The organism is Enterobacter cloacae complex sp. SHL022, from assembly GCF_049237785.1.
Classification (GTDB): domain Bacteria; phylum Pseudomonadota; class Gammaproteobacteria; order Enterobacterales; family Enterobacteriaceae; genus Enterobacter; species Enterobacter hormaechei_C.
In genome coordinates, this window is the sequence record NZ_JBMKJH010000011.1 from 46,143 (window position 1) to 69,679 (window position 23,537).

Consider the following 23,537-nt stretch of genomic DNA (forward strand, 5'->3'; position numbering starts at 1 on the left):
CTTAGCGATGACCGTACACGCGTGGACGCGTGTAGTAGTCGATGAGCGGAACGGTGATGTTAGCCAGCAGCACGGCAAATGCCACGCCGTCCGGATAGCCGCCAAAGCTGCGAATAAGCCAGACCAGCAAGCCTGCCAGCGCGCCGAAAATCAGACGACCACGGTTGGTGGTAGAGGCGGTGACCGGATCGGTCAGAATAAAGAATGCCCCGAGCATGGTCGCGCCGGAGAGCAGATGGAGCTGCGGGCTGGCCAGTGACTCAGGTGAGATAACCCAGCCGAGCGTCGAGCAGACGGCCAGCGTCACCAGGAAGCTCACCGGAATATGCCAGCGGATCGCCTTCTGTTGCAGCAGGAACGCGCCACCCAACAGGTAGGCCAGATTGACCCACTGCCAGCCAGCACCTGCCAGTACGCCGCTGTAAATAGACGATTTCATCACCTGCTCCACGCTTTGTCCGGCACGCAGGGAGGTTTTGAAGGTATCGAGCGGAGTGGCCTGACTGATGCCGTCCACGCCCATGCGAAGCGCGTTCATATCTGCGCCCAGCGCGGTGTGGCCGGTAAAGATAACGTGCAGGGCATCCATAAAGCCGGGCACCGTGGCGGCGATCTCATGCGGCGGCAGCCAGCTGGTCATCTGTACCGGGAAGGAGATCAGCAGTACTACGTAGCCAATCATCGCCGGGTTAAACGGGTTATGGCCCAGCCCGCCGTACAGCTGCTTGGCGATGATCACCGCAAACACCGTTCCCAATACCACCATCCACCACGGGGCGAACGGGGGAATGCTGATGGCCAGCAACAGGCCGGTCAACAGGGCGGAGTTATCGCTCAGGATGCGAGTCACCTCCATTTTGCGCAGCTTCAGGATCGCGGCTTCCGCTGCGACGGCACTGGCGCAACCCAGAACTAACTGGAAAAGCGTACCCCAGCCGAAAAACCAACACTGTACGGCAATACCTGGCAGCGCGGCCAGGCACACCAGCATCATAATACGCGATGTCTGGCGCTGGTTATGGGTATAAGGGGAACTTGCAATTCTGAAAACCATTTAATCCTCGTTAACGGCTTGCTGCGCGGCTTTCTTTGCCTGAACGCGCGCAATCGCGGCGGCGACTGCGGCTTTGCGTGGATCGTCATTAGCGGCCGCAGGCAGTTCGTCCTGCTGTGCCGCTTTTCGTGCTTTGGCACGGGCGATGGCCGCTTCAACGGCGGCTTTACGCGGATCGACAGGGGCTTCACTCTCTTCGGCAGGTTGTAGCTGTGCCGCTTTACGTGCTTTGGCGCGGGCGATAGCGGCTTCAACGGCCGCCTTGCGCGGATCCGTCGCTTCCTGTTCAACCACCACTGTCTGCTGACCGGCTTTGCGGGCTTTTGCCCTGGCAATAGCCGCTTCCACCGCCGCTTTACGCGGGTCGATGTCGGCTTCCGGTTTGGCGTTTTGCGCTTTCTCCGCCTGACGCGCGCGTGCTTCGGCTTTCCGCGCTTCGCGGGCTGCAATCGCTTCGCTGTTGTCCGGTTTTTCTCCCGGAGCGATCACAACCGTCTGGGCGGCGGTGGCTTTCTTCTCGCGTACGCGGGCCAGGGCTGCGTTAATGGCATCCTGATCTTTCGCCGCAGGCTGCACGGCAGCCTGCTTATGGCGTTCCTGACGGGCTTGTTTCTCGCGCTCCAGTCGCGCCTGGCGCGCTTCAAAGCGGGCCTTCGCTTCAGCGGCACGTTTTTCTTCCATGGAGATGGCGTAGATTTCAGCTTTCTCCTGACGGAAATACTGCACCAGCGGAATATTGCTTGGGCAGACCCAGGCGCAGGCACCGCATTCAATACAGTCAGCCAGGTTATGCGCCTGGGCTTTATCGTGCAGCTGGCCTTTGCTGTACCAGTACAACTGCTGCGGCAGTAAATCTGCCGGGCATGCGTCCGCACAGGCGCTACAGCGTATGCAACCTTTCTCTTCCTGCGTTTCGCCCATCTCCGTCAGGGAAGGGGCGAGCAGGCAGTTGGTAATCTTCACCACCGGCACATCAAGCCACGGCAGGGTAAAGCCCATCAGCGGGCCGCCCATAATGACCAGTTGATCGCTACCCGGGCAGAAGCCAGCCTGTTCCAGCAGATGACGCACCGGCGTACCCAGACGCGCCCAGATGTTGCCGGGACGGGAGACGGACTCGCCGGTCAGTGTGACGACGCGCTCGGTCAATGGCTCGCCGTCAATCACCGCACGTTTCACCGCGTAGGCGGTCCCCACGTTTTGCATCAGCACGCCGATGTCGGACGAACGGCCTCCGTGGGGGACCTGTTTGCCGGTCAGGATCTGCGTCAGCTGTTTTGCCCCGCCGGACGGATATTTGGTCGGGATCACGCGCAGGGCGATATCATGGCTGTCCGCCAGAACCGCACGCAGCATCGAAATGGCCTGCGGTTTATTGTCCTCAATACCGATCAGCACTTCGCGGGGTTGCAGGATATGCGCAAGAATGCGAATACCTTCCACCACCTGCGCGGCACAGTCCTGCATCAGACGGTCATCGGCGGTGATGTACGGTTCGCACTCGGCGGCATTGATGATCAGCGTTTCGATTTTATCGCCGCCGCCGTGAAGCTTAGCGCCGGTCGGGAAGCCTGCGCCCCCCAGACCCGCCACGCCGAACTGATGAATGCGTTCAATCAGCGCTTCACGGCTGTGGGAACGGTAGTCGCTCCAGCCGTCACGCTCGATCCAGCGGTCTTCACCATCGGCTTCAATGATCACGCTCAGCTCAGACAACGCCGACGGATGGGCAACGGTATGGGGGGCAACAGCCACCACCTTACCGGAAGTCGGGGCATGTATCGGCAACATCCGTCCGCGACCAAAGGTCAGCGGCTGGCCGCGAAGAACGCTATCGCCTTCTTTCACGCACAATTCGCCTTCCGCGCCGATATGCTGTTTCAGGGGCATAACGTAACGGGTCGCCAGCGGGATCTGGCGCAGCGGCGTGCCGTTAGACTGCGATTTCATCTCAGGCGGATGAATGCCGCCGTCGAAATCCCAGATCTTCTCTTTTCTGAAGGCAGAAAATAACTTAAGCATGTTGTTCCACAGGAATATTGCGAACCGGAATGGTCTGAAGGTCCCACTTCCAGTTTTCGGTAGTCGTTTCAACCGGGCGCAGTTCTATACACTGCGTCGGGCAGGGCGCCACGCAGAGATTACAGCCGGTGCACAGATCCGCCACAACGGTATGCATCGCGCGCGTTGCGCCCACAATGGCGTCAACAGGACACGCCTGAATACATTTTGTGCAGCCAATGCAGTTGGCTTCGTCGATAACAGCAAGGGCACGAACAGGCTCCTGGGCCTGTTCATCGCCGTCGACAGGCTGGGGATCGACGTTCAGCAGGGCAGCTATTTTAAGCATGACCGCTTCGCCACCCGGCGCGCAGCGGTTGATCTTTTCTCCCTGCACGCCCACCGCCTCAGCGTAAGGGCGGCAGCCAGGGTAGCCGCACTGCCCGCACTGGCTCTGGGGTAAAAGTTCATCAATTTTTTCAACCACCGGATCGTCCTCCACCGCAAACCGGCGGGAGGCGTAACCCAGAATGATGCCAAAGACGAGTCCCAGCACGCTGATGGACGCGATGGCAATCCAGATAGCACTCATTACAACTTCACCAGACCACTAAAGCCCATAAAGGCCAGAGACATTAAACCTGCGGTCACCAGAGCGATGGCGTTACCGCGAAACGGCGCGGGAATATCCGCCGCGGCCAGACGCTCGCGAATCGAGGCGAACAGGACCATAACAAAAGAAAAACCGACCGCGGCGGAAAAACCATACAGCGCCGATTGCAGGAAATTATGCCCAAGGTTGATATTCAGTAGCGCCACGCCCAGCACCGCACAGTTAGTGGTGATGAGGGGCAGAAAAATACCCAACAGGCGATACAGGGCAGGGCTGGTTTTCCGCACCACCATTTCGGTAAATTGCACCACGACCGCAATGACCAGAATAAAGGCCAAAGTGCGCAGGTAGAGCATGTCGAGCGGGATTAGGATCCAGGTATCAATCAGCCATGCGCAAATGGAGGCCATCGTCATCACGAAGGTGGTTGCCAGCCCCATGCCCATTGCCGTCTCCAGCTTTTTGGAGACGCCCATAAACGGGCACAGGCCAAGGAACTTCACCAGTACGAAGTTATTCACCAGCACAGTTCCGACAAAGAGCAGTAAGTAATCGGTCATTATTTAGCCTGAAATAAAATAGCCGCCTATTATCGGATAAACGACAACAGGCCACAACAGGTTAACTGTAAGGTTATTACGGGTTGACAAAGGTCTTCTTAACGCGCGTCGAACGCTTGAAATAAGGGACCAGAAGCGCCGTCGCCAGTAGCGGAAACAGTAACTGGCGAACCGCCAGCGCGTCAGACACAGGCGAGAAAGCGAACGCTTTGACAGCCAGCAGCACGGAGACCAGCAGCCAGATAATGTAATGCTTTGGCACGCTTTTGCGGCGTTTGAAGAAGGCGATAGTCAGCCACAGCGTGTAATACCACATCGCGATCGCGAAAACGAACGACACAAACCACGTCGCAATATTGAGCGCACTCTGGGACATCAGTGTCTGGATAGCATGAGGCGTAACCAGTGCGGTGGTGTAAAGCAACAGCGCCAGTGAAGCGCTTAGTAATGCCACCAGCAGCCATGCCAGCGGGGCGATTAACCAGCCCCCAATTCTCTCTCCAGGCAATGCGGTCATACGCTCTCCCATAGTCTGCGCGAAATGTTATACAGAAATTTGCAGGGCGGAGAGTATATAACATTTCACGCCGAAGGCTACTTTCTTATACAACGTAACGCCATACGGATTTAGGCACTTCCCCCACATTGAACAGACGACCGCCAGAGACCAGTTCGGCGCGACGATGGTCAGCAGCGCGGTACATATTGATGATGTCCTGATTATCCGACAGCGTGTAGTTCAGATGGTCAAACAGTTTTTCCAGGCTTTCAAGGGAATTGATCTTGCGAAATTTTAATAAATAGTCCTGAACTGTCATATTAATAAGTTTCCATATAAAAGGGTAATACCCATAAAGGTAATGCGTTCGAATAATAAACGGATTAATAAAGACGTAAACTGTCCACTCGGGTAACGCGACGAAATTAGGAGTTTTCTTTGCGAAGAATCAGGCATCAGGAGATGCCTGAAAGAGAAGGGTAACCCCGTTCATTACGGCTGGCAATATGTTCCATGACGTAATGTGTCACGCTTTATGACGACACGGCTTACTTTTGTTGTGCGACAGTCACAGGCTCCGGCGGCTGGTAGTTATCGATATGGCTGGCAATGCCGAGCAACACGACTGAAACCCCAAGGACAATCCATCCCGCTAATTCAATGATTCGATTAATTATTGACGTCATAATTTGTGTTTGTAATTTATCCATAAATACAGATTACAAATGTTACAGCGCCCTTTTCTTCAGAGCAAGCGCTTTGGGAACGATTCCCCGGGCCCCTATGCACACTTTAATGCGAGGTAACAAAAAACGCTGTCGTGAGATGCTATTTTAACTCACAGGGCACATTATTAATGTGTGCGTTAAGCACAAGGCCAGTGATAAATAAGCGCACAGCGAGGGGGCAAACGATGAGTGAAAACATCCGCGTCGGTCTTATTGGCTACGGGTACGCAAGCAAAACCTTTCATGCACCGCTGGTTGCCGGCACGCCGGGAATGGAACTGGCGGCCATCACAAGCAGCGATGAGACTAAGGTCCGCGCCGACTGGCCAGCTGTGCCGGTGGTAACGGAGCCTAAGCATCTGTTTAACGATCCTAATATTGACCTTATTGTCATTCCTACCCCTAACGACACTCATTTCCCCCTGGCGAAAGCGGCGCTGGAGGCAGGCAAACATGTTGTTGTCGATAAGCCCTTCACCGTGACGTTGTCACAGGCGCGCGAGCTGGATGCGCTGGCGCGAAGTCTGGGTCGGTTATTATCGGTCTTTCACAACCGGCGCTGGGACAGCGATTTCCTGACGGTCAAAGCGCTGATCAACGAAGGCACGCTCGGCGAAATTGCCTTTTTTGAGTCGCACTTCGATCGTTATCGTCCGCAGGTGCGAGATCGCTGGCGCGAGCAGGCGGGACCGGGCAGCGGCATCTGGTATGACTTAGCGCCGCATCTTCTCGATCAGGCCGTTCATCTGTTTGGTCTGCCCGTAAGCATGGCGGTCGATTTAGCGCAGCTCAGGCCGGGGGCGCAGACCACCGACTATTTCCATGCCATTTTGAGTTATCCGCAGCGGCGCATTGTGCTGCACGGGACAATGCTTGCGGCGGCGGAATCGGCCCGCTATATCATTCATGGGGCGCGCGGCAGCTATGTGAAGTTCGGCCAGGATCCGCAGGAAGAGCGCCTCAAAAATGGCGAACGCTTACCGCAGGAGGACTGGGGCTACGACATGCGCGACGGGGTGGTGACGCGTGCGGAGGGTGAGGCGCTGGTTGAAGAGACGGTATTGACCCTGCCGGGGAACTATCCGGCGTATTACGCCGCCATTCGTGACGCGCTGAACGGTTCAGGTGAAAATCCGGTTCCCGCAAGCCAGGCAATCCAGATTATGGAGCTCATTGAGCTGGGGATCGAATCTGCCAAACATCGCGCAACGCTCTGTCTGGCATAAGTGCCAAACGCTTTCGTAGGCCGGGTAAGCGCAGCGCCACCCGGCAGTAAAGAGGACTACTGAGCAACTTTATCGCGCAGCGCCTGTTTCTCTTCAGGCGTCAGGAAGGCGATCTCCAGCCCGTTGATTTGCGCCTGACGGATCTGCTCGCGGCTCAGCCCGGCCTGCGGCGCGGCGATGTTGTATTCGTGAATAATATCCACGCCCTGAACCGCCGGATCGTCCGTGTTCAGTGAAGCCAGCACCCCGTGTTCAAGGAAGGTTTTCAGCGGGTGTTGCGCCAGCGATGCCACTGTACTGGTCTGAATATTGGAGGTCAGGCAGGATTCGATTCCAATACGTTGTTCGGCGAGGAAATCCATCAGCGCGCGATCTTCAATGGCTTTCACGCCGTGACCAATACGTTCCGCACCCAGTTCACGAATGGCCTGCCAGATGCTTTCCGGCCCCGCGGCTTCGCCTGCATGAACGGTAATATGCCATCCTGCATCACGTGCGCGGTTGAAATGAGACAGGAACAGGCTGCCCGGGAAGCCCAGCTCGTCACCGGCGAGGTCGATGGCGGTGATCTGGTCGCGATGCGCCAGTAATGCTTCCAGCTCCTGAAGACAGGCCGCTTCACCGAAGGTACGGCTCATAATGCCGATCAAACGCGCCTGAACGTCAAAGGTTTTACAGCCTTCACGCACGCCTTCAATGACCGCTTCAACCACGCCCGCTACGGGGAGATTGTGGGTCATCGCCATATAGCCCGGGGAGAAACGCAGTTCGACATAGTGCAGGCCGTTGCGCGCGGCATCTTCGATGTTTTCAAAGGCGACACGGCGACAGGCATCGACCGAGGCCAGCATCTTCACGCCCCAGTCGAGCTTGCTCAGAAAGCTCACCAGATCCGGTTCGTTCGACGTGACCTGAACATGGGGGATCAGGGTTTCAAGCGTTTCGGCAGGGAGGGTTAAATTGAACTGGCGACCAAGATCGAGAATGGTTTGGGCACGAATGTTTCCGTCGAGGTGGCGGTGAATATCAGTTAAAGGCAGGCGTGTATCAATCATGGTCGCACTCTTTGCTGGTTAAAGTGCGCCATATTATAAAAACAAAACGGGGTAAAAAGCTATTTGCGCAAGGGAATATTCCGTTGCGCAAATGATTTACAGCAGAGTGTTGATGCCAGCGATAAGGCGCTGAACGCCCTGTTCAAGCTTACTACGCTGACAGCCAGCGTTCAGTCGCACATAGCCTTTCCCTTCGGCTCCATAGGTATATCCCGGCATGATGGCCACTTTTTGCTGCTCAATAAGCACCTTTTGCAGCGTCTTGTCATCAATGCCAAGAGGGCTGAGATCGACCCAGGCCAGATAGGTTGCCTCGGGCGGTTGCCAGTTGAGTGTCGGAAAAGCACTGTTTAATTCGCGAGCAACATACCGCAGATTCTCTTCGAGATAGGTCCGCAGCGCGTCCAGCCAGGGTTCGCCCTGTCGGTAAGCAGCAATATGCGCGGTCAGCGCCAGCACGGAAGGGGAAGAGAGTCCGTCCCGACCTTTTAATGCATTCAGATAGGCGTTACGGCTGGCGTCATCGGCGATAAGCCCCCAGGCGCCCGTCAGCGCCGGAATGTTGAAGCTTTTGGAACCCGAGGTCAGCAGCGCCCATTTACCGCGCGCAACCTCATTCCACGGGGTATGACGATGCGTGCCCCATACCATGTCCATATGAATTTCGTCGCTGATCACCGCTACGCCATAACGTTCACACAGGGCCGCCATTGTGGTCAGCGCCTCCCGAGTCCAGACTTTTCCGGTCGGGTTTTGCGGGCTACACAGCAGCAACACCTTGTTTTCCGGTTTTGCCAGCGCCGCTTCCAGCGAGGCCATATCCCCCTCCCAGCCATGCGCTGTTTTCTGCATCGGCACGGAAACAACGGTACGCTGGTTGCCTTCGATGGCTTTATAAAAGGCATCGTAAGCCGGAGTATGGACCACCACGCCGTCGCCAGGCGAGGACCAGAGGCGGATCAGCTCCGAGACCATATAAATGACCGACGGCCCATACACCACGGTTTCGGTATCAATCTGACTGTTAAAGCGTTGCCGGAACCAGTGCGCCACGGCGGCCAGAAATTCGTCATTTTTCCAGCGACTGTAACCAAACACCCCGTGGTTTATTCGCTGGTGCAGCGCATCGGTAATGCAGGGGGCGGTGGCGAAATCCATATCAGAGATGGTGAAGGGCAGCAGGTCGGCAGCGCCAAAACGGTCAGCGACATAATCCCACTGGGTACACCAGGTGCCGTGTCGATCCACGACGGTTGAAAAATCAAACATGACGGTGCTCCGTAAAGTAAAACCCCCTCATGACGAGGGGGGGCGAGGCATCAGGCTTCGACGGTTCGCATCAGGGTTGCCAGCTCATCCTTCACTGACTGTACCTGCGGGCCAATGACGACCTGCAAATTGTGCTGATTTAACTGTACTACGCCAATAGCCCGGTTAGCTTTAAGTGCGTTGGTATCCACTTTGGACATGTCCGCCACCGACAAACGCAGGCGGGTGATGCAGTTATCCAGAGAGGTAATATTATCCGCACCGCCCAGCGCCGCCAGAATAGCCGGCGTGTTATATCCGGATTTCCCAACGGTACCGGCCACCGCCTGTTCAACGCTGGTGGCCGTATCGGCATCGCGGCCTGGCGTTTTCAGGTTAAAGCGGGTGATGGCGAAGCGGAAGATCCCGTAGTAAACCGCGAACCAGATGGCGGCCACAACCGGCACCAGATACCACTTGGTGGACAGGCCGTGCAGGATACCGAATACCACGAAGTCAATCACGTTACCGTCGGTGTTACCGATGGTCACACCGAGCACAGCCATCACGGTAAAGCCCAGGCCCGTCAGTACGGCGTGGATGAGGTACAGTACCGGTGCCACGAACAGGAACAGGAACTCGATAGGTTCTGTCGTACCGCCCACCACGCAGGCAATAACGCCGGAGATCAGCAGACCTTTAATTTTATGACGATTTTCCGGACGGGCACAGTGGTACATCGCCAGCGCAGCACCCGGCAGGCCGCCGAGGAAGGCAGGCATTTTACCCTGAGAAAGGAAACGCGTCGCACTTTCAGAGAAGCCGTGAGTGGTCGGGCAGCTCAGCTGGGCCTGGAAGATGGTCAGCGCGCCGCTAACGGAATGACCGCAAACGTCCATGGTGCCGCCTGCTTCCGTAAAGCGGATCAGGGCAACCAGGATGTGCTGTAAACCAAACGGTAGCAGCAGACGTTCACCCGTACCGAAAATCATCGGGCCGAAATCACCCGCGCCGTTGATAATGCGGCCAATCCCGGTGATCCCCATGGCAAAAATCGGCCAAATCAGAGGGATGATCAGACCAAACAGACCCATCACAACCAGCGTAATGATTGGCACAAAGCGGGTCCCGCCGAAGAAGGCCAGCGCATCGGGCAGGCGGATGTTGTGGAAGCGCTCGTGCAGCATCCAGATAATCACCCCCGCGATCACGGCTCCAAGGATCCCGGTATCGATGGACTGAATACCAATCACGCTCTGAATGTTATTGGCTTTCAGTACCGCCGCGTCGGTCGTCGGCAGGATCCCTTTGGCGGTCAGCCAGAAGTTAACCGCAAGGTTCATGACCGCATAGCCAACGAAGCCCGCAAACGCCGCCACGCCTTTGTTTTCGCGCGCCAGACCCAGAGGAATGGCGATACAGAACATTACCGGCAGGAAGCTAAAGGCAAACGATCCGACCTTGCTCATCCAGATGAAGATCGCCTGAAGTACCGGATTTCCCAGGAAAGGGATCAGGGTAATGACGTCATGACTGCTTAACGAGCTGCCGATCCCCAGCATAATCCCGCAAAAAGAGAGAAGCGCCACGGGCAGCATAAAGGTTTTACCCAGTTGCTGGAAAAACTCCCACAGCGATATTTTTTGTGCTGCTTTCGTCGTCATAAAACGACTCCTTAAAGGGTAGAAAGAGATTTAACGACCTCGATGGGGCGAAAAGATAAAACGTTTTATCAAACTTTAGTGCGCGCTAAATCACATTCTCAGGCTTTTACTGGTAGTATAAAGATAACGTATTGATAAAACGTTTTAGCGATCTCATTATCAAGGAGTCACGCCACCACATGGCTGTAGCGAAAAAGATCACCATCAACGATGTCGCGCTGGCGGCGGGGGTTTCCGTCAGCACCGTTTCGCTGGTATTAAGCGGGAAGGGGCGCATCTCTCCTGCAACGGGTCAGCGCGTCAACGAGGCCGTTGAGCAGTTGGGCTTTGTGCGTAATCGCCAGGCGTCGGCGCTGCGCGGTGGGCAAAGCGGGGTGATAGGGCTGATCGTTCGCGATCTCGCGTCGCCGTTTTATGCAGAACTGACCGCCGGGCTGACCGAGGCGCTTGAAGCGCAGGGGCGAATGGTTTTCCTGCTCCACGGTGGGCGCGAACCGGAGCAACTGCTCTCCAGGCTGGATTTGCTGCTGACGCAAGGGGTGGATGGGGTGATCGTGGCCGGCGCGTCCGGCGTGGGCAGTGAATTGTGTGAGCGCGCGGCGCAGAAAGGCGTACCGCTGGTGTTTGCGTCGCGCGCCAGCTATCTCGACGAAGCCGATACCCTTCGGCCAGATAACATGCAGGCCGCGCAAATGCTGACCGAGCATCTTATTCATCGCGGCCATCAGCGCATCGCCTGGCTCGGCGGTAAAAGCTCGTCCCTGACGCGTGCCGAGCGGGTGGGCGGTTACTGCTCCACGCTCATCAAATATGGCCTGCCGTTTCACAGCGAATGGGTGGTGGAGTGTGAATCCAGCCAGAAAAAAGCCGCGGAAGCCATCGGCACGCTGCTTCGCAACAGCCCGACGATCAGCGCGGTGATTTGCTATAACGACGTTATTGCGATGGGGGCGTGGTTCGGTTTGATCCGCGCCGGACGCCAGAGCGGTGAGGGCGGGGTAGAAACGTTCTTCGGCCATCAGGTGGCGCTGGGGGCGTTTGCAGATGTCGGTGAAAATGCGTTAGACGATCTCCCCATCGTCTGGGCGACGACGCCGGCTCGTGAAATGGGGTACACCCTGGCAGAACGAATTATGCAGCGCATTGAAAATACGGACGTGCAGGCCGGGCATCAGATTGTGGCTGCGCGCTTAGTGACGGTGAAGTAACCGCTTTGCATGCACGGGCCTACAACGGCTCAGGATCGGAGGCCGGGCAAGCGTCAGCGCCACCCGGCAATAAAAAACCCCTCATGCGAGGGGTTTTTCGTTTACTGCTGCGGTACTGCCGGCGGCGCAGCCGGTTCAGCCGGTTCAGGCATGCCCAGCGTCGGCATACCAAACATACCGACAAACTCTTCCAGCGGCATTTTGTCGCCGTTGAGCGTCACCTGGCCATTAGCATATTGCAGGCTGGTGGAAATGGTGTTGTCTTCCACCTTCGTGATGCGGAACATCTGGCCCATCGCCGCCAGGCCTTTCACCTGTTGGTTTGCCAGTTTACCTGCATCTTCTTCACCATACCCTTCGAGTTTCGCAATCTGCGTCATGAACTCGGTTGCCATATCCATCGGGATGGTCAGCTTGCTGTCGAGCGATTTCACGCTGCGGTCAACTTCCTGCGCGAGGGTCTGCGGCTCGCTGGTCGTGGCTGCCGGATCCTTCAGGAACAGCGACAGGTTGAAGTTGGTTTCGCCTTTGCCGTTTTTCCAGCTCAGTGGCGCAACGGTAATCACCGGCTCGCCCTTCAGCAGGATCGGCAGGTTATTAAACAGCACCGTCATCGCCTGCTGCTGGTAAGCCTGTGGGTTCTGTTGCAGGGCGGCATCGGTCAGCAGAGCCTGGCTCTCTTTACTGTATTTCTGACTGAATTCGTGCCACGCCTGGCCGTCAATGTTGCCGATTTTCAGGGACAACTTACCGGTACCCAGATCCTGATTCTGTACTTTCAGGCTTTTCAAGCTGTAATCCAGCTGGGTGTTGATGCTTTTACCGTCTTTGGACACGTCAGACTTACCGTCCAGATCCATGCCTTCAAGCACCGCCATCTCTTTGCCTTCGATCGCAATGGCGATCTTATCGAGGCTCAGTTTTTGGTCGCCGATACGCTCATCAAAATCAGTCATACGGCTATTGCCGCTGGCTTTCAGGTTGTTGAAGGTAAGCTGCACCTTCTGGTTATATTCATTGACTGAATTCACCAGGCCGCTGGCGGCATCGCCGGTCAGGGAGACATTCTTGCCGTCGCGATCGGCATCAAGCTGGAAATTACCGCCGCTGAAGGCGACTTTATCAGTGCCTTGTTCGTAATTCAGGGCTTTCAGGTCGATGTCGGAATGCGTATCACCGGCATAGCTGATGCGGGTATTGATCTCAAACGGCGACTCATTTTTCGCCATATCGAAAATCGGCTTCGTCACCTCGTTATTCACCAGTACGGTTCTGGCGGATGCCATAGAGGGGATCAGGTTAAACTTTTTCAACTGCGCCAGCGGGAACGGACCGTGGCTGACCACTTCATCCAGCACCACGCTCTGGCCCGGTTTCAGCCAGGCGTTCTGATTACCCGCAACCGGCTTCACCACCACCTGCATATGGCTGGTAAACACGCCACGCTGGTAGTTCTGATAGCTCAGCTCCAGACCTGCTTCAGGCGCGCTGCGCTTAATCTCGCTGTTTGCCTGCGTCATCATCTCTGCCAGACGGCTTTCCAGCTGTTTCCCGGTATACCAGGAAGCACCCGTCCAGATCACGCCTAAAGCAACAATCACTCCTACCGCTACGACCGATTTTTTCATTGCGATTATCCCTAAAATGAAACCAGGCGGTTAAAACCGCCTGGTGTTACAACGCCTGTTACTAGCTTAGCAAGAGTTGTTAAAAAATTCAGTAAGTCCCTAAAGCTTATTAAAAACACGCGCCAGGCGACCGGTGCCGCTCACCCGGACAGGCGACTCGTTTGCTGCGACAAAGGCGGATTCACCCGGTTTGAGCACCAGACGCTCGCTATCTTTGTGCAACGTCGCTTCGCCTTCCACACAGAACAGGATCGCGGCGCTCTCCTGTGCAATGGCGGTTTCGTCTGCGCTGAGGTCGTGCAGGGAGAAGGCAAAATCGTCAACCGGAATCGGGAAGTCCAGCTCTGCGCCGTTTTTCACCGGCTGAGTAAGCAGCTCCGCAGCAGGTTTCGCCACAAACTTCACGTTGGCAACCAGCTCAGGGATGTCGATGTATTTTGGCGTCAGGCCCGCGCGCAGTACGTTATCGGAGTTAGCCATCACCTCCAGTGCCACGCCGTTGAGGTAGGCGTGCGGGGTTTCAGCGAACAGGAACATCGCTTCGCCCGGGTTGAGCTTCACCACGTTCAGCAGCAGCGGAGAGAAGAGGCCGCTGTCGTCCGGATAAAACGCGGAAATTACGCGAATGGTGTCCCATGGCTCACCCTGCTGGCTGTTGAGCGCGGCTTTCAGCACCGCCAGCGCGTGGGACTTTTCCTCGGCCTGCATATTCAGCAGGCTGGCAAACAGCTCGCTCAAGGCTTCTGCGTTCGGGTTTTCCAGGAAGTGGGCGATCGCGTTGTGAGCCCCGGCGACCGGTTGCAGCAGGGAGATGATCTCGGAAAACTCGCGGAAGGCATTCATCGCCAGAAAAGGGGTGAGGGCGAAAACCAGTTCCGGCTTGTGGTTAGGATCTTTGTAGTTACGCTCTGCGGCGTCTAACGGAATACCGGCGGCATTTTCTTTGGCAAAGCCCAGCTCAGAGGCTTTTTTGTTCGGGTGAACCTGAATGGAGAGCGGCTGGTCGGCGCACAATACCTTGAACAGAAACGGCAGCTCACCAAAACGATTCGCCACTTTATCGCCGAGCAGTGCGGCTTTGTCGGCGTCGATGACGTCACGCAGGCTGCGAACCTGACCGCTGGCATCTTCAATTTTTGAGCTGCTCTTCGGGTGCGCGCCCATCCACAGCTCTGCCATCGGCAGGTTGTCCGGGTTGGCGATACCGTAGAGATCCGTTAACGCAGTTTTACTTCCCCAGGCGTAGTTTTGCACTGAGTTGATGAGTTTTTGCATTATCAAGCCCTGATTCATATGTGGAATTAACTCCGCGTATTAAAGCAATAAACCGAATGGAAGTAACCTGCGGATGTAAAAAGTCGTACTAGTCTCAGTTTTTGTTAAAAAATTGTGTAGGATAAGCTGACTCGCTTTTAAGCCGGGCAGCGGAACATCTGCCCTGAATAAACAGACCGAAGCAGTAAGTGAGAGAACAATGTCGAATAAACCCTTCCATTATCAGGATCCTTTCCCCCTCAGTCAGGATCAGACCGAGTATTATCTGTTAACCCGCGATTACGTTACTGTCTCTGAGTTTGAAGGGCAGGAGATCCTCAAAGTTGACCCGCAGGCGCTGACGTTGCTGGCGCAGCAAGCCTTCCATGATGCTTCCTTTATGCTCCGTCCGGCGCATCAGCAGCAGGTTGCTGATATCCTGAGCGACCCGGAAGCCAGCGAGAACGATAAGTACGTTGCCCTGCAATTCCTGCGTAACTCTGATATCGCGGCGAAAGGCATTCTGCCGACCTGCCAGGACACCGGCACGGCGATTATCACCGGTAAAAAAGGCCAGCGCGTCTGGACCGGCGGCGGTGACGAAGCGGCGCTGGCGCGCGGCGTTTACAATACCTACACCGAAGACAACCTGCGCTATTCGCAAAACGCGGCGCTGGATATGTACAAAGAGGTGAACACCGGCACTAACCTGCCTGCGCAGATTGACCTCTACAGCGTCGACGGTGACGAGTACAAATTCCTCTGCATCGCCAAAGGCGGCGGTTCAGCCAACAAAACCTATCTTTACCAGGAAACCAAAGCGCTGCTTACCCCGGGCAAGCTGAAGAACTACCTGGTCGAGAAGATGCGTACCCTCGGCACCGCGGCCTGCCCGCCGTACCATATCGCATTTGTGATTGGCGGTACGTCTGCCGAAAGCACCCTGAAAACCGTTAAGCTGGCCTCAACCAAATACTACGATGGCCTGCCAACGGAAGGTAACGAACATGGTCAGGCGTTCCGCGACGTGCAGCTTGAGCAGGAACTGCTGGCCGAAGCGCAGAACCTGGGGCTGGGCGCGCAGTTTGGCGGCAAATACTTCGCGCATGACATTCGCGTGATCCGCCTGCCGCGCCACGGTGCTTCCTGTCCGGTGGGGATGGGCGTTTCCTGTTCAGCGGACCGTAACATCAAAGCGAAGATCAACCGCGACGGCATCTGGATCGAGAAGCTGGAGAACAACCCGGGCAAATACATCCCTGAAGAACTGCGTAAAGCGGGCGAGGGGGAAGCGGTTCGCGTGGACCTGAATCGTCCGATGAAAGAGATTCTGGCGCAGCTTTCGCAGTATCCGGTCTCGACGCGCCTTTCCCTGAACGGGACGATTATCGTGGGCCGCGACATCGCCCATGCGAAGCTGAAAGAGCGCCTGGACAACGGCGAAGGGCTGCCGCAGTACATTAAAGATCACCCGATCTACTACGCAGGTCCGGCAAAAACGCCTGATGGATATGCTTCCGGCTCGTTAGGCCCAACCACGGCGGGCCGTATGGACTCCTACGTCGACCAGTTGCAGGCCAACGGCGGCAGCATGATCATGCTGGCGAAAGGCAACCGCAGCCAGCAGGTGACGGACGCGTGCCACAAGCACGGCGGCTTCTACCTCGGTAGCATCGGTGGCCCGGCGGCGGTGCTGGCGCAGGGCAGTATCAAGAGCCTTGAGTGCGTGGAGTACCCGGAACTGGGTATGGAAGCGATCTGGAAAATTGAAGTGGAAGACTTCCCGGCGTTCATCCTCGTGGATGACAAAGGTAACGACTTCTTCAAACAGATCCAGTCTTCCCAGTGTTCGGCGTGTGTGAAGTAATTCTGTAAATTGCCGGGTGGCGCTGACGCTTACCCGGCCTACATTCTCGTAGGTCGGGTAAGGCGCAACCGCCACCCGACATCAAAAAGAGCGCACAAAGCGCCATAACGTTTCTCAGAAGTCATCAATACTTATCTCTTAAGCATGTGAGCAATCCCATCTTTGTTATCAAGGAGTAAGTAATGACAATGCATCGCCGCGAGAAAGACTCCATGGGCGCCATCGACGTCCCGGCCGACAAGCTATGGGGCGCACAAACCCAGCGTTCGCTGGAGCATTTCCGCATTTCGACAGAGAAAATGCCCGTCTCGCTAATCCAGGCGCTGGCGTTGACCAAACGCGCTGCCGCCAAAGTCAATCAGGATCTGGGCCTGCTGGATGCCGATAAAGCCACCGCCATCATCAATGCCGCCGACGAAGTGCTGGCGGGCAAACATCCCGACGAATTCCCCCTTGCCATCTGGCAGACCGGCTCAGGCACCCAGAGCAACATGAACATGAACGAGGTGCTGGCGAACCGCGCAAGCGAGTTGCTTGGCGGCGTACGCGGCATGGAGCGCAAGATACACCCGAACGATGACGTGAACAAAAGCCAGAGTTCCAACGACGTGTTTCCGACGGCCATGCACGTGGCGGCCGTCATCGCAATCCGCGAGCAGCTTATCCCGCAGCTCAACGTGCTTAAATCTACGCTTAACGAGAAAGCGCAGGCCTTCCGCGACATTGTTAAAATTGGTCGTACGCACCTTCAGGACGCCACGCCGCTGACGCTCGGCCAGGAGATCTCCGGCTGGGTGGCGATGCTGGAGCACAACCTTAAGCATATCGACAACAGCCTGCCGCATCTGGCGGAGCTGGCGCTCGGCGGAACGGCGGTGGGCACTGGGTTAAACACCCATCCCGAGTACGCGGTGCGCGTGGCCGAAGAGCTGGCGAAGATTACCGGGCAGCCGTTTGTTACCGCTCCGAATAAATTCGAAGCGCTGGCGACCTGTGATGCCCTGGTGCATACCCATGGCGCGCTGAAAGGGCTGGCGGCCTCGCTGATGAAAATTGCCAACGACGTGCGCTGGCTGGCCTCCGGCCCGCGCTGCGGCATCGGCGAAATCAGCATTCCGGAAAACGAGCCGGGCAGCTCCATTATGCCGGGTAAAGTGAACCCGACCCAGTGCGAAGCCATGACCATGCTGTGCTGTCAGGTGATGGGTAATGACGTGGCGGTTAACATGGGCGGCGCGTCGGGTAACTTCGAGCTTAACGTCTATCGACCGATGGTGATCCACAACGTACTGCAATCGATTCGTCTGCTGGCCGATGGCATGGAGAGCTTTAACGAGCACTGCGCGGTGGGCATTGAGCCTAATCGCGAGCGAATCAGCCAGCTGCTGAATGAGTCTCTGATGCTGGTAACGGCGCTGAACACCCATATTGGTTATGACAAAGCGGCCGAAATCGCTAAAAAAGCGCACAAAGAGGGGCTTACCCTGAAAGCCTCTGCGCTGGCGCTGGGCTACCTGACGGACGCCGAGTTTGATGCCTGGGTCCGACCGGAAGCGATGGTGGGCAGCCTCAGATAATCACTGCGCCACATACAGGTGCAGCCGCGGAATAATCAGCTGTAGCGGCTGCGCCTGGGGTTTATATCGATGCTGAACGTTTTCAGCATCGTAGTTCAGCAGTTCCCCGATATCCGGCACCACCGCACCCTGATCGGCATCATAGAGCGCAATCAGCGGCGTCGGGCAGGCGTATTGCACCTGCTTTTGTTGACCGGCATACCAGACACGGGCGATAGGCTGCACCTTCACCGGACGCTTTATTTTAAGACGGGTATCAGCTGGCAGGGAGGCAATGCTGTGGTACTCCTGCTCCAGCCGTTCAATCCACTGTTCCCGCGACCACGGGGCGACCGTTCGCGGCGATTTCAGGCTTTTTTCCAGCTGCGCCAGGATCTCGTCCCGCGCGAAATTTTTAATGATGTGCTTGTTGGCCCAGCCGAAGCGCAGCGTGGCGGGATGGCGCAGTACCGTCAGCGTGCGGTAGGCATTCAGGGTGATCAGCCCCGGAAGCTGGCGATGCACCCATTCAAAACGGGCAGCCGGTGCCAGCCCGGACTCAACGGTTACAATCTTCTCAAAGGCGGCTTTTAGCGTATTGATATGCGTAATCTGCGCCTCAATTCCTTCACGCGTTGCGGCATCCGTTTGCAGGCAGATGACGCCGGGCAGGCGAACGGCGGCCTTACTGCTGCGATTTTCGGACTGCTGCTGGATGAAAAGGCGACGATAGTGCTGCAACGTCATTTCCAGCGCCGCCTTGCCAACATGCTGCGTCACCTCAATGGTGTTCAGCGGGTCGTGCTCTGCGCCTTTTGCCACCTCGGGCAGGGAAAAGACGCGGGCGGCCAGCAGGCGGCAGTCCTGAAGTTGCCCCGTGAGGGTCAGTAACGCCTGCTCTATTTCCCGAAATGTGGTGTTAAGCCTTTCGATGAGATCGTAAGTTGTCATGGCAGCCCTTAATTAGTTACAACATACTATTGATATAGCACAACACGCCGGGTCAGGCCAGCGTGCGGTTTAGGTCAGGCAGGTACGGGAAGGGGAATGTTGTGATAGATCGGCCAGCTAAAGACGAACCGGGCCCCACCCAGCTCGCTCGCTTCGCAGCGAACCGAACCGCCCATCGCCTGGGCAATAGAACGGACAATAGCCAGCCCCAGACCACAGCCGCCGGTAGCCCGGTCGCGGCTGGGATCGAGGCGCACAAACGGCTCAAAAACTTTTTCACGCTCCGCCGGTTCAATGCCGGGGCCATCGTCTTCCACACACAGAATCGCCTGGCTTCCCTGCAAATCTAAACCTATGCGCAGCGTCGTTTCGCTGTAGCGCATGGCGTTGTTCATCAGATTATCCAGCACGCGTTCCATCAGGCGCATGTCCAGTGCGCCGTACGCGCCGGGGGTAATGGCTGTCAGCAGTTTTCGCTGAGGGTTAACGCTCTGCACATCGTTAATATGCGTCTGTAGCCAGACGGGGAGATCCGGTGTACTGAGGTGCAACTCCGTCTGAGGCCGATCGAGGCGGGCATAGGCCAGCAGCTCTTCAATTAGCGCTTCAAGCTGGCCAATATCCCGATTGAGCGCCTGCGATTCCGCCCCGGTGAGGTTCTCGCTCATCTCCAGGCGATAACGCAGGCGTACCAGCGGAGTGCGCAGTTCATGCGCAATGCCATCGATCAGCTGCTTCTTGCTGGCAATCAGGGCGTTGATGTTATCGGCCATCTGGTTAAAGGCAATACCGAGCCGGTCAAAACTGGAACCACTGTCGAAATGTATGCGTTCAGTTAAATGACCCTCCCCAAAACGCTGTGCGGCGGATTCCAGTTTCAGCATGTCCTGCCAGTGCGGTCGCATCCAGATGAATACAGGGAAAGCGAGCGAGATGGCAATAAAGCCCAGCAGGGCGAGATCCAGCAGGCGCATCTGGTGCAGGTAATAGAGATAGGGCACCGGCCCGACGGCCAGGACATAATGGCTGCGCGGAATACGCTGAATGAAGGTATATTTCTCGTCCAGCGCGACGATGTCTCCATCGCGCAGACGCTGCATCGCAGGCGGCGCTAAGTCAAAATCCTTCATGGGTTCGATACGCAGATCAAACGACAGATTCAGATCCAGCTCTTTTAACGTGCGCGCCCAGTCATGAGGTGGTATTTCTCGCAACTCGCTACGCATCAGGTAGAGCGAGCTTTTCATCAGATCGTCGAGGGATTGTCTGCCCGCGCGCTCTGCGGTGAATTTGTAGACCAGCCCGACCAGCATGGTCATCACCAGAAAGCAGACAAACAGCAGAAGGTAAAACTGCACAAACAGCTTTTTCATTAATCTCACCGAAACAGGGGCTTCACTACACGTCTTTTACCAGCAGGGTCGCCATGGGCGCAAGTCAGGCATGATGAGTTGAAAAGGGTAATTGTCGAGAGGTATTTCAGCGCGGCATCGCTTTATTCCATCAATGCCCGGAAAATCCGTTTACGTTTCAGTTAAACGAGTTTATTTACGATTGCGTATTATTGATCCGTAATAACAATGACAAAGGCCACCTGCGGGTGGCTTTATTTAATGGCGTTAACCAGCGAGAGGGATCCGGCACAAACGGTGCGACAGAAATAATTAGCGTTGTAACCTGAGCATTATCGATCTTCGTTAATGTCTGGATTTAGCTGTGCTGACAATCAGTGGATTCGTGGTAAACCCATGCGGGCATTTCCGCGCGTTGCAATGCACCGCGTATGTGCATATCTCTTCTTGCTGGTTTCGGTTGTATGGGCATGCCATCTTGTTTTTAATTTCACTCCACAACATCTCGTTATAAGGTGATATGTTATATATCGATATAGGCTTGAACACACCATTAATGAAGACGCCATTTTTTGTCGGATATATTCTGTCACCGGGGTACAAATAGACATCGCTTTCATACCAAATAATGAGTTTCAAGAACTTGAGGCCCAAGATGCTTGAATAAACGATTCCCGTGTTAGGACAAATTACCGAGCTAATGACTCTCCATGACATTGCTATACCTCTTTCATTAAATAATTGAGAGAGTATAAGGTTTAGCATGAGAATTAGATCTCTGCAAACACGTAAGCTATTGAAAAAGATCGATATTATTTATACGTTTGCCAGTATCCCCTTTGTTTTCAAAAGGATAAGATAATGATTAAAGCAATTGTAAAGATTATTTTTAGCCCAATGTGCTTTTAAGTGACGGATTTTTGATCGATGATGGCGCCTGCACTGCTGAATATATATTGTACTACAGCACTGAAATACATTAGGAATACTTTTGTTTAGGCGAAAAATGCCCAACGAAATAGCATACAAGGAAGGAATGTGAACAAGGGATATTTTATAACTGACGATGCATATAATCGATAACTTTCGACGGGTACTGATAATAATTCCGATGCATCGTGAGTTATTTTTCGAATATTCCTGTTTTGTTCCTTTTTTCAGGTTTCCCAGGCGTGCGGTGCAAACAGATAGCCCTTATTGCGTACGGTTTTAATGCGGTAAGGTTCCGTGGCGTTATCCAGCAGTTTTTTACGCAGACGCGAAATCGCCACATCAACGCTACGATCCATTCCGTCGTAACTTACGCCGCGCAGATTTTTCAGTAATGCATCCCGGTCCATAATTTGACCGGCATGGGTTGCCAGCTCCCACAGCAGGTCAAAATCTGCGGTTGAGAGCGCAATCAGCTCCCCGGAAAGCATAACCTGTCGGTTGACCGGGTCGATAGAAAGCGTGCCGAAGCGCATCGCTTTGTGCGGCGTTAAAGAGGGGGCAGACGCTTCACGCTCCGCGCCGCTGGCACGCTGACGCAGATGGAGGCGCAAACGGGCAAGCAGGACTGCCGGCGGCGTGGTTTTCAGGATGTAGTCATTCGCGCCCATCTCAAGCGACAGAATATGATTCATATCGCTGTCGAGAGAGGTCAGCAGCACGATCGGACCGTCCCACTTCGTGCGCAGATCCCGGCAGAGCGTCATACCATCTTTTCCGGGCAGCATGATGTCCAGCAACACCAGGTCCGGATTTTCGCGGGTCACGACGTCTTCAGCGCGATCGCCACGAGGCTCGACAACCACTTCCATATCATGTTTACCCAGATAAGCGGCGATCAGTTGCCCCACCTCGGGTTCATCTTCAACATAAACAATCTTATTCATACAACGTCTGTCATCGCAAAAAACGTCAACATACACCGCGCAATCTTAACCTTCCATTAATCTTTCAAAATTAGCCGGACTTCCGTTATCCTGCACGGGAATGTTATTTGATTGTTAAGGGAAAAGAATGGGGCTGGTGATAAAAGCCACGCTGGGTGCGCTGGTCGTGCTGCTGATTGGGGTGCTGGCTAAAACGAAGAACTACTACATTGCCGGGCTGATCCCGCTGTTTCCCACCTTTGCGTTAATCGCGCACTATATTGTGGCCTCTGAGCGGGGTATTGAGGCGCTGCGCGCCACCATTGTGTTCGGGATGTGGTCGATCATCCCGTATTTTATCTATCTGCTGTCGCTGTGGTACTTCACCGGTTTTCTGCGTCTGCCCCTGGCGCTGGGCGGGGCGGTGGTCTGTTGGAGCCTCAGCGCCTGGGTGCTTATCTTCTTCTGGAGCCGCTTTCACTAGCGCAGCGGGCGGCCACCGTCCACGGCAAACGTTCGGCCCGTGACGTAACAGCTGGTCAGCAGATAATCGATCAGGTCGATCACCTCTTTCTCACCGGGCGCAATTTTCATTAACGACTTGTTGAGCGCCTGCTGACGATACTCGGCATCATCGCCTTCGTTAAATAAAATCATCGCCGGAGCAATCGCGTTGACCTTTACCTCGGGCGCCAGCTTGCGTGCGAAAGAGCGGGTCATATTATCCAGGGCGGCTTTGCTGGCCGCATAGGCGATGTGTTTGTCGCTTCCTCGCTCTACCACGTAATCGGTGAAATGGATAATGTCGCCTGCGGCATGACCGTGTCCGCGCAGCAGATCCTGTAGGGCATGGTTGAGCAGATAAGGCGCATTAACGTGGATCTGCATCATGCAGGCGAGCGTTTCGCTGAGCGAATGTCCTGCTTTTTCGGGAAGCCAGGTACTGGCGTTGTGAATAACCGCCCGCAGCCCGTGGGTGGTCGATTTCACTTTGTCCGCGAAGGCGAGTATACCTTCATCCGTGGAGAAATCCGCCTGAATGCAGACTGCTCCGGCATTTCGTAGACCTTCAATGGAGGGATATTCCGTGCGGTAACTGACGATAACCGGATGGCGAAGGTTGAGAAAGTGATGGGCGAGGGCGAGGCCGATGCGACGGCCTGCGCCAGTGATCAATATTGGGCGTTGCTGCGTGTGTCCCATCGTAATCTCCTTTT

Annotated in this window: 22 protein-coding genes; 5 read left to right on the forward strand and 17 right to left on the reverse strand. The window is 55.6% G+C overall.

Annotated features, from left to right (window positions below; all coding sequences use genetic code 11):
* Nucleotide 1 precedes the first annotated feature (1 nt).
* The 7 genes from rsxD to blr all read right to left on the reverse strand — a co-directional run bounded on the left by rsxD (nucleotide 2) and on the right by blr (nucleotide 5,401).
* Nucleotides 2-1,054 carry an electron transport complex subunit RsxD gene (rsxD, locus tag ACOTZD_RS19835; protein ID WP_003857588.1) on the reverse strand — a complete coding sequence of 351 codons (1,053 nt, stop codon included), beginning with the start codon at nucleotides 1,052-1,054 and terminating at the stop codon, nucleotides 2-4.
* The gene (gene rsxC / locus ACOTZD_RS19840; protein WP_003857585.1) at nucleotides 1,055-3,076 is read right to left on the reverse strand and encodes an electron transport complex subunit RsxC; all 2,022 of its coding nucleotides are present in this window, start codon (nucleotides 3,074-3,076) and stop codon (nucleotides 1,055-1,057) included. It abuts the gene before it with no gap.
* Entirely contained in the window at nucleotides 3,069-3,647 is a 579-nt protein-coding gene (gene rsxB / locus ACOTZD_RS19845) for an electron transport complex subunit RsxB (RefSeq protein ID WP_003857583.1), read from the reverse strand. The genes rsxC and rsxB overlap by 8 nt, the downstream gene beginning before the upstream one ends.
* The gene (gene rsxA / locus ACOTZD_RS19850) at nucleotides 3,647-4,228 is read right to left on the reverse strand and encodes an electron transport complex subunit RsxA (protein ID WP_003857582.1); all 582 of its coding nucleotides are present in this window, start codon (nucleotides 4,226-4,228) and stop codon (nucleotides 3,647-3,649) included. The genes rsxB and rsxA overlap by 1 nt, the downstream gene beginning before the upstream one ends.
* A gap of 76 nt (nucleotides 4,229-4,304) precedes the next feature.
* Nucleotides 4,305-4,745, reverse strand: a complete 441-nt coding sequence (locus ACOTZD_RS19855; RefSeq protein ID WP_015570663.1) for a DUF2569 domain-containing protein — start codon at nucleotides 4,743-4,745, stop codon at nucleotides 4,305-4,307.
* A gap of 85 nt (nucleotides 4,746-4,830) precedes the next feature.
* Nucleotides 4,831-5,046, reverse strand: coding sequence for a transcription modulator YdgT (gene ydgT / locus ACOTZD_RS19860; protein ID WP_000217941.1), 216 nt, complete (start codon nucleotides 5,044-5,046; stop codon nucleotides 4,831-4,833).
* A 229-nt stretch (nucleotides 5,047-5,275) separates the two neighbouring features.
* Nucleotides 5,276-5,401, reverse strand: a complete 126-nt coding sequence (gene blr, locus ACOTZD_RS19865) for a division septum protein Blr (RefSeq protein WP_151884424.1) — start codon at nucleotides 5,399-5,401, stop codon at nucleotides 5,276-5,278.
* A 239-nt stretch (nucleotides 5,402-5,640) separates the two neighbouring features.
* On the opposite strand from blr, the gene ACOTZD_RS19870 reads away from it, so the two are divergent.
* Entirely contained in the window at nucleotides 5,641-6,681 is a 1,041-nt protein-coding gene (locus ACOTZD_RS19870) for an oxidoreductase (protein ID WP_045346491.1), read from the forward strand.
* Nucleotides 6,682-6,737: 56 nt separating this feature from the next.
* Here ACOTZD_RS19870 and add read toward each other — a convergent pair whose 3' ends face one another.
* The 3 genes from add to malX form a co-directional block, all read right to left on the reverse strand.
* The gene (add, locus tag ACOTZD_RS19875; protein WP_015570661.1) at nucleotides 6,738-7,736 is read right to left on the reverse strand and encodes an adenosine deaminase; all 999 of its coding nucleotides are present in this window, start codon (nucleotides 7,734-7,736) and stop codon (nucleotides 6,738-6,740) included.
* 96 nt (nucleotides 7,737-7,832) lie between these two features.
* Entirely contained in the window at nucleotides 7,833-9,005 is a 1,173-nt protein-coding gene (locus tag ACOTZD_RS19880; protein WP_174402254.1) for a MalY/PatB family protein, read from the reverse strand.
* A 50-nt stretch (nucleotides 9,006-9,055) separates the two neighbouring features.
* A complete protein-coding gene (malX, locus tag ACOTZD_RS19885; protein WP_032658247.1) occupies nucleotides 9,056-10,648 on the reverse strand; it encodes a maltose/glucose-specific PTS transporter subunit IIBC in 1,593 nt (530 codons plus the stop codon).
* A gap of 179 nt (nucleotides 10,649-10,827) precedes the next feature.
* Here malX and ACOTZD_RS19890 point away from each other — a divergent pair, with 179 nt between their 5' ends.
* Nucleotides 10,828-11,856 (forward strand): Mal regulon transcriptional regulator MalI, encoded by a 1,029-nt coding sequence (locus ACOTZD_RS19890; RefSeq protein ID WP_003857568.1) that lies wholly within the window; start codon nucleotides 10,828-10,830, stop codon nucleotides 11,854-11,856.
* 101 nt (nucleotides 11,857-11,957) lie between these two features.
* Here the strand turns inward: ACOTZD_RS19890 and ACOTZD_RS19895 are convergent, their stop codons facing one another.
* On the reverse strand, nucleotides 11,958-13,484 hold the full coding sequence (locus tag ACOTZD_RS19895) for a YdgA family protein (protein ID WP_032609071.1): 1,527 nt from the start codon (nucleotides 13,482-13,484) through the stop codon (nucleotides 11,958-11,960).
* 99 nt (nucleotides 13,485-13,583) lie between these two features.
* Nucleotides 13,584-14,759, reverse strand: coding sequence for a mannose-6-phosphate isomerase (manA, locus tag ACOTZD_RS19900; RefSeq protein ID WP_048240903.1), 1,176 nt, complete (start codon nucleotides 14,757-14,759; stop codon nucleotides 13,584-13,586).
* Nucleotides 14,760-14,958: 199 nt separating this feature from the next.
* On the opposite strand from manA, the gene fumA reads away from it, so the two are divergent.
* Both fumA and fumC read left to right on the forward strand, forming a co-directional pair.
* On the forward strand, nucleotides 14,959-16,605 hold the full coding sequence (gene fumA, locus ACOTZD_RS19905) for a class I fumarate hydratase FumA (RefSeq protein ID WP_023314046.1): 1,647 nt from the start codon (nucleotides 14,959-14,961) through the stop codon (nucleotides 16,603-16,605).
* Nucleotides 16,606-16,787: 182 nt separating this feature from the next.
* Nucleotides 16,788-18,182, forward strand: coding sequence for a class II fumarate hydratase (gene fumC / locus ACOTZD_RS19910; RefSeq protein ID WP_045332164.1), 1,395 nt, complete (start codon nucleotides 16,788-16,790; stop codon nucleotides 18,180-18,182).
* On the opposite strand, the gene tus is transcribed toward fumC, so the two are convergent.
* From tus to rstA, 4 genes are all read right to left on the reverse strand, one after another.
* Nucleotides 18,183-19,112, reverse strand: coding sequence for a DNA replication terminus site-binding protein (gene tus / locus ACOTZD_RS19915; protein WP_023314048.1), 930 nt, complete (start codon nucleotides 19,110-19,112; stop codon nucleotides 18,183-18,185).
* A gap of 74 nt (nucleotides 19,113-19,186) precedes the next feature.
* On the reverse strand, nucleotides 19,187-20,485 hold the full coding sequence (rstB, locus tag ACOTZD_RS19920; protein WP_060580366.1) for a two-component system sensor histidine kinase RstB: 1,299 nt from the start codon (nucleotides 20,483-20,485) through the stop codon (nucleotides 19,187-19,189).
* A 324-nt stretch (nucleotides 20,486-20,809) separates the two neighbouring features.
* Nucleotides 20,810-21,229: an anti-adapter protein IraM gene (gene iraM, locus ACOTZD_RS19925; RefSeq protein WP_058659747.1), complete on the reverse strand. Its 420-nt coding sequence runs from the start codon at nucleotides 21,227-21,229 to the stop codon at nucleotides 20,810-20,812.
* Between the two features lie 392 nt (nucleotides 21,230-21,621).
* Nucleotides 21,622-22,341, reverse strand: coding sequence for a two-component system response regulator RstA (gene rstA, locus ACOTZD_RS19930; protein WP_003857553.1), 720 nt, complete (start codon nucleotides 22,339-22,341; stop codon nucleotides 21,622-21,624).
* A gap of 127 nt (nucleotides 22,342-22,468) precedes the next feature.
* Here rstA and ACOTZD_RS19935 point away from each other — a divergent pair, with 127 nt between their 5' ends.
* The gene (locus ACOTZD_RS19935) at nucleotides 22,469-22,804 is read left to right on the forward strand and encodes a GlpM family protein (RefSeq protein WP_003857551.1); all 336 of its coding nucleotides are present in this window, start codon (nucleotides 22,469-22,471) and stop codon (nucleotides 22,802-22,804) included.
* Here the strand turns inward: ACOTZD_RS19935 and folM are convergent.
* The gene (gene folM / locus ACOTZD_RS19940) at nucleotides 22,801-23,523 is read right to left on the reverse strand and encodes a dihydromonapterin reductase (protein ID WP_003857550.1); all 723 of its coding nucleotides are present in this window, start codon (nucleotides 23,521-23,523) and stop codon (nucleotides 22,801-22,803) included. The genes ACOTZD_RS19935 and folM overlap by 4 nt on opposite strands.
* Between the last annotated feature and the right edge of the window lie 14 nt (nucleotides 23,524-23,537).

Coding starts and splice junctions, on each gene's coding strand:
- ydgT (WP_000217941.1), bottom strand. CDS start 5,046: ATGACAGTTCAGGACTATTTATTAAAATTTCGCAAGATCAATTCCCTT.
- ACOTZD_RS19890 (WP_003857568.1), top strand. CDS start 10,828: ATGGCTGTAGCGAAAAAGATCACCATCAACGATGTCGCGCTGGCGGCG.
- rstA (WP_003857553.1), bottom strand. CDS start 22,341: ATGAATAAGATTGTTTATGTTGAAGATGAACCCGAGGTGGGGCAACTG.
- add (WP_015570661.1), bottom strand. CDS start 7,736: ATGATTGATACACGCCTGCCTTTAACTGATATTCACCGCCACCTCGAC.
- malX (WP_032658247.1), bottom strand. CDS start 10,648: ATGACGACGAAAGCAGCACAAAAAATATCGCTGTGGGAGTTTTTCCAG.
- rsxB (WP_003857583.1), bottom strand. CDS start 3,647: ATGAGTGCTATCTGGATTGCCATCGCGTCCATCAGCGTGCTGGGACTC.
- iraM (WP_058659747.1), bottom strand. CDS start 21,229: ATGCTAAACCTTATACTCTCTCAATTATTTAATGAAAGAGGTATAGCA.
- ACOTZD_RS19895 (WP_032609071.1), bottom strand. CDS start 13,484: ATGAAAAAATCGGTCGTAGCGGTAGGAGTGATTGTTGCTTTAGGCGTG.
- ACOTZD_RS19870 (WP_045346491.1), top strand. CDS start 5,641: ATGAGTGAAAACATCCGCGTCGGTCTTATTGGCTACGGGTACGCAAGC.
- ACOTZD_RS19855 (WP_015570663.1), bottom strand. CDS start 4,745: ATGACCGCATTGCCTGGAGAGAGAATTGGGGGCTGGTTAATCGCCCCG.
- ACOTZD_RS19935 (WP_003857551.1), top strand. CDS start 22,469: ATGGGGCTGGTGATAAAAGCCACGCTGGGTGCGCTGGTCGTGCTGCTG.
- rsxA (WP_003857582.1), bottom strand. CDS start 4,228: ATGACCGATTACTTACTGCTCTTTGTCGGAACTGTGCTGGTGAATAAC.
- fumC (WP_045332164.1), top strand. CDS start 16,788: ATGACAATGCATCGCCGCGAGAAAGACTCCATGGGCGCCATCGACGTC.
- folM (WP_003857550.1), bottom strand. CDS start 23,523: ATGGGACACACGCAGCAACGCCCAATATTGATCACTGGCGCAGGCCGT.
- rsxD (WP_003857588.1), bottom strand. CDS start 1,054: ATGGTTTTCAGAATTGCAAGTTCCCCTTATACCCATAACCAGCGCCAG.
- rstB (WP_060580366.1), bottom strand. CDS start 20,485: ATGAAAAAGCTGTTTGTGCAGTTTTACCTTCTGCTGTTTGTCTGCTTT.
- tus (WP_023314048.1), bottom strand. CDS start 19,112: ATGACAACTTACGATCTCATCGAAAGGCTTAACACCACATTTCGGGAA.
- rsxC (WP_003857585.1), bottom strand. CDS start 3,076: ATGCTTAAGTTATTTTCTGCCTTCAGAAAAGAGAAGATCTGGGATTTC.
- fumA (WP_023314046.1), top strand. CDS start 14,959: ATGTCGAATAAACCCTTCCATTATCAGGATCCTTTCCCCCTCAGTCAG.
- manA (WP_048240903.1), bottom strand. CDS start 14,759: ATGCAAAAACTCATCAACTCAGTGCAAAACTACGCCTGGGGAAGTAAA.
- ACOTZD_RS19880 (WP_174402254.1), bottom strand. CDS start 9,005: ATGTTTGATTTTTCAACCGTCGTGGATCGACACGGCACCTGGTGTACC.